Here is a 5,148-nt window from a genome sequence, read left to right on the forward strand (position 1 = left end):
CCCGGGGGGGGTGGGGCGGGGGCATGTGCCGGGCCCGGACGGGACCCGGGCACCCTCTGGCCGCCGGCCCCCCTGACCCTGGCCGGGACACCCCCGGCCATGACGAGAGGGGGGGGAAACCACCACAAACGCGTCACGCCACGGCTCGACCGTGGCGTCCTCTTCGGCGGCAGACCCCCTCTTCTCGTCACGCCACGGCTCGACCGTGGCATCCTCTTCGGCGGCACCCCCCTCTTCTCGTCATGCCACGGCTTGACCGTGGCATCCTCTTGCCGCCGGCACCCCTGACGATGGCCGCGCCAAGCCCGGCCATGACGACAGGGGGAAACCTCCACAAACGCGTCACGCCACGTCTCGACCGTGGCATCCTCTTTGCCGCCGCCACCCCTGACGATGGCAGGGTCAAGCCCGGCCATGACGAGAGGGGGAAACCTCCACAAACGCGTCACGCCACGGCTCGACCGTGGCGTCCTCTTTGCCGGCCCTTAAGACGATGCCCGGATCACGTCCGGGCCAGGCACTTCCCCCATCCACACCACCCCCGGGGATGTCTCTTTATGGTCCCTGCAGGAGGGCTTCGGCGGTCTTTGCAAAATATGAAAAATATAGGAAAATACATCTATCACAGCGTACGCTGTCATCCGGCGTTGACAAATTTCGCCACGCGCGTGCGGAAAAACAGGGAATAAAATCTTAAGTTGCCCGGCTGACTCCGCCGCCCCGGGGGCTGGCGTCCGGCCAGCGGGGCAACGCAGAAATGTTGCATTTGGCTGGCAACGAAATGCACACCGGCGGCATCGTTTTTGTCAACTTACCGCATCGAAAAAGCATGCTTTCCGCAACCGGAAAAAGCATGCTCTCAGGGTTGCGGTTGTTCCTCGTCGCGCGGCGCGTCTGGCGGCCTGGCGCGGGCCAGCTGGTTGAGCTTCTCGATACGCTCCCGCAGCCGCAGCTCGCGCTCGTCAACCGCCGGGGCCGGGTCCGGGGCGCGCGGCTTGCGCCGGGTCTTGCGCTGGCTTTCCTCCTGGGCGGCAAGCGCGCGGCGAAGCTCTTCCTCGCGCTGCCGGGCATCGGCCAGGGCCTGTTCGAGTTCGGTGATCCTGGCCGCGTGGCGCCGGTCATCGCCGGCTTCGGCGGCCAGCAGCCGGTTGCGGTGGCGGTTGACTTCCGCGAGGCGCTCGGCGGCCTCCCGCCTGGCTTCGTCGCGCTCGGCGCCAAGCCTTTGGGCAAGTTCGGCGTTTTCGACGCGGAGCCGCGTCCGCTCGGCCTGCAGTTCGGCGATGGTCGAGGGCACCTGGCGCTGCATGCGGCGCGCCCCCACCCGCACCGCGGCAGCCCACATCAGGCGCAGGAAAAACAGCGCAAGAAGGCTCGCCAGGGAAAACCCCAGCACCAACAGCAGGGCCGTTTCGGTCTGCAACATCACGCCTCCGGCGATGGCATGGTGCTAGCCGATCGCGCCGCGAAAGGCCAGACGCCGGCCGGTCAGAACGGGTTCCAGTCGGGCTGCGGCGAATATTTGAGATAGCCGACATTGGCGCCCAGCCTGGCGCCAATCCCGGAGCGGATCGGGGCCAGGATGATCTCGTCCTTCTGCTGGAAGTTCACGCCGAATCCGCCGACGAAATAGGCCGATCCCTCGACGCCGCCGAAGCGGGCGTAGAGGTCTTCCGGGCTCTGCGAATGATAGACCAGCACCAGGCTGCGCGAGCCGTTGCCGCCGAAATCGAAGCCCACCGACGGGCCCTGCCAGTAGATGCGCTGCTTGAGGCCGCTCTTGTAATAGATCGTGCCTTCGCCATAGCGCAGGCCGCCGATGAAGGAGCCCGCGGCTTCCTCGCCGACGATATAGGCGGTGGGCTCGCCCTGTTTTTCGAAGACCGATTCGACGGCCTGCGCCAGGTCGCGCGAGGCCTTGCCGAAGAAGCCGTGGCCGGCTGCAAGCACTTCCTCGCTGCTGAAGGTCTGGCCCGAGGTCTGCTCGGCCTTCGAGACGGAGCCCGTGGTCTGGGCCCCGACGGGCAGGGCGGCGCCCGCCAGCAAGCCAAGCGCCAGGGTGATGAACAGCTGCTTTTTGGTGATCATGGAGTCCTCGGTGTTGCTGCGTCCCTTGTGCCAAAGGCTCATGGCAAGCCGGTGGCGACACGGTGTTCAGCCCGCAGGCTAGCAACAGGGAATTGCGGCTTGGTTAACGCTTTGCGAACGGCAAGCGGTCAGGCGCTGGCGATGAAGCCCGGATTGTCATAGCCGCGCGCGCGCTTGCCATAGGACAGCGGCGCGCCATCCACCGTCAGCACCTTGCCGCCCGCCGCCAGCAGCACAGCCTGGCCCGCCGCGGTGTCCCACTCCATGGTGCGGCCGAAACGCGGATAGAGATCGGCCTCGCCGCTGGCGACCAGGCAGAATTTGAGCGAAGAGCCCGCCGAACACAGTGATTTCGCCTTCACCGTCCTGAGGTAGTCATCCGTCGCCTGGTCGCGGTGCGAGCGGCTGGCCACCACCGTGGCGCCGTCCGGCGGCAACGGCCTCACGTGCAGCGGCTGCCAGCGCGCCGCGGCCCCATCGGCAATGCGGCCATGCGCGGCGCCATGGCCCGCCTCGCCCCAGAACACGCGGTTGAGCGCCGGGGCCAGCACCACGCCGGCCACCGGCACGCCGTTCTTGACAAGCGCGATATTGACGGTGAATTCGCCGTTTTTCGAAATGAACTCGCGCGTGCCATCGAGCGGATCGACCAGGAAGAACCGTTCCGCCACGGCGGGGATGTTTCCAGCCGCCGCGGCCTCTTCCGAGATCACCGGAACCTGCGGGGCGATCCGCGCCAGCCCGGCGAGGATGATCTTTTCCGCCGCTTCGTCCGCCTCGGTCACCGGCGTCAGGTCGCCCTTGGCGCGGGCCGAGAAATCAGTGGCGTAAATCGCCATGATCTCATGGCCCGCCGCGATGGCGAGATCGATGAGCGGCTGCATGAAGGCGGAAGGGGTGGGCGTCATGTCGGTAAGGTTCCGGCAGGCTTGCGGGTGGTTCATGTGCGCGAATGCTTTCACAGTCAATGCGGAAAATCGGACGCGCCAATGCTAGAAACAATTGAACGAATCACCTTTCAGGTTACCCCCATGTCAGACACCGAAACGCCCGCCGCGAAGCTCTCCGATCTCGATCTTGCGGCGCTTTTGTGCAGCCGCGTCTGCCATGATCTGATCTCGCCGGTGGGGGCCATCGCCAACGGCCTTGAGCTGATGGACGATCCGGAAATGGACGACGAAACCAAGGAAACCGCGCTCGCCATGGTCAGGACGTCGGCCAAGGCGGCGGCGGCCAAGCTCAAGTTCTGCCGCATCGCCTTCGGTGCGGCGGGCTCGGCTGGCGCGGTGATCGATCTCGGCGAGGCGGGCGACATCGCCAGGGCCTTCGTGGGCGAGGAAAAGCGCGTGCAGCTTGAATGGAACGCGCCGCGCGAGAACCGCCCGAAGCAGCAGGTGAAGCTGGCGCTCAACATGGTGCTGATGGCGCTGGCCGGCATTCCGCGGGGCGGCCTCGTCACCCTGACGGTGGAGGAGAACCGTTTCACCGCCCGCGCCGCGGGCGACCGCGCCAAGCTTCCCGAGCCGATGGTCCAGGTGCTGGACGGCACGGTGGAACTGACCGCCCTCGACGCCCGTCTGGTGCAGCCCTATTACGCCAGGGAGCTGGCCCGCGCCGCAGGCCTCACCCTGGCCATGGCCATGGACGGCCCCGACGTGGTGGTGACCGCCGGGTGAGGCATTTCCGGCGCTCCCGGGAGCCATGATTTTCGGATGCGGAAAGCATGCTTTTTTGATGCGGTAAGTTGACAAAAACGATGCCGCCAGTGTGCATTTCGTTGCCAACAATGTGCAACATTTTTGCGTTGCCCCGCTGCCTGGACGCTAGCCCCCAGGGCGGTGGAATAAGCCGGGCAAATTAAGAGTTTATTCCCTGTTTTTCTGCACGCGCGTGGCGAAATTTGTCAACGCCGGATGACAGCGTACGCTGTTATAGATTTATTTTCCTATATTTTTCATATTTTGCAAAGACGTGCCGAAGCCCTCCTGCAGGGACCATAAAGAGGCATCCCCGGGGTGGTGTGGATGGGGGAAGTGCCTGGCCCGGACGTGATCCGGGCATCCTCCTAAGGGCCGTCAAAGTGGACGCCACGGTCGAGCCGTGGCGTGACGAGTTTGTGGAGGGCGGGCTTGCCCCGGCCATCGTCCTGTAAACTGTGGAGAAGCCTCACCGGCGGATTTCTCACGTGGACATGCCCACCGATTCAATATAGTTCTGTGTCTGTTCTCAAAACCAAATACGATGGGTCAGTTCCTCACCGCCGTTTTCGAAATGCGTCCGACGCGCCGGAAGGCCGCCGTGATGGAGCGGGTGCGCCGGACGGCGGAGGATATTTTCTGGACCGTGGTCTCGCCCGCCAACCGTTCGGCGGCGGAACAGGCGGTTGTCACCGATGACCGGACAGAACGGCGCAAGCTGCTGGCCAGCGATGAGCGGCAGGCGCGCGCCGGAGCGGCGCGGGCGGGTGTGTGTGAGCCGGTGGCGCAAGGCCTGGCCCGCGACATCGGCATGGCTGTTTCAAGTTGTGTGGAGCTGAAGCGCGGTGAGCGCGATCATGGGACGCCGCGTGGGGCGGTGGATCGTAGATAGTTCTAGAGGACGCTTTCATCCTCGGCCCTGCCGTCCTCTCCCCTCTCCCGTCGCAGCGCGATGGGAGAGGGGCCCCGAAGGGCGGGTGAGGGATCGGAAGGCCACCGAATGGCGTTTGGGCATCGTGTTTCCCTTTTCGCCTCGTTGAAGGTCCGGAAGCAGACATTAATCGTGACCGCTCGAACTTGGCCATTGTCTGGCTTGGAATACTGAACCGGAAATCCCGGTGTGGCGGCAGCCACTGTTCGCCCCTGCCTTCTTCACCAATCTGTTCGGCGTCGGCGGCACGCAGCAGTTCTTCTCAGCGACCGGCGTAATAGCCGCTAACCACAAAATGGCCTGCTGCCGGTTCCGTGGACACCGAGTTAAGGTGTTTAATGGAACTGGAGGTGTCCAATGGAGAGACGGAAGTTCAGCCGCGAGTTCAAGCTTGAGGCAGTAAACCTGGTCCGGGAGCGCGGCGTTTCATATGCC

At 64.9% G+C, this 5,148-nt stretch carries 5 protein-coding genes; 2 read left to right on the forward strand and 3 right to left on the reverse strand.

From position 1 onward, the window contains the following. Positions 1-859 precede the first annotated feature (859 nt). The 3 genes from ACKOED_RS10705 to cysQ form a co-directional block, all read right to left on the reverse strand. On the reverse strand, positions 860-1,423 hold the full coding sequence (locus tag ACKOED_RS10705) for a hypothetical protein (RefSeq protein ID WP_408916586.1): 564 nt from the start codon (positions 1,421-1,423) through the stop codon (positions 860-862). Positions 1,424-1,485: 62 nt separating this feature from the next. After that, positions 1,486-2,085 carry a DUF1134 domain-containing protein gene (locus tag ACKOED_RS10710; protein ID WP_408916587.1) on the reverse strand — a complete coding sequence of 200 codons (600 nt, stop codon included), beginning with the start codon at positions 2,083-2,085 and terminating at the stop codon, positions 1,486-1,488. Between the two features lie 128 nt (positions 2,086-2,213). Further along, complete coding sequence (gene cysQ / locus ACKOED_RS10715; protein WP_408916588.1) at positions 2,214-3,029, reverse strand: 3'(2'),5'-bisphosphate nucleotidase CysQ; 816 nt, start codon at positions 3,027-3,029, stop codon at positions 2,214-2,216. 87 nt (positions 3,030-3,116) lie between these two features. Here cysQ and chpT point away from each other — a divergent pair, with 87 nt between their 5' ends. Both chpT and ACKOED_RS10725 read left to right on the forward strand, forming a co-directional pair. Beyond that, complete coding sequence (gene chpT, locus ACKOED_RS10720) at positions 3,117-3,761, forward strand: histidine phosphotransferase ChpT (protein ID WP_408916589.1); 645 nt, start codon at positions 3,117-3,119, stop codon at positions 3,759-3,761. Between the two features lie 595 nt (positions 3,762-4,356). Beyond that, on the forward strand, positions 4,357-4,674 hold the full coding sequence (locus tag ACKOED_RS10725) for a hypothetical protein (protein WP_408916590.1): 318 nt from the start codon (positions 4,357-4,359) through the stop codon (positions 4,672-4,674). The last annotated feature ends 474 nt before the right edge of the window (positions 4,675-5,148 follow it).

The sequence above is a fragment of the Aestuariivirga sp. genome (genome assembly GCF_046093005.1).
Taxonomy (GTDB): Bacteria; Pseudomonadota; Alphaproteobacteria; order Rhizobiales; family Aestuariivirgaceae; genus Aestuariivirga.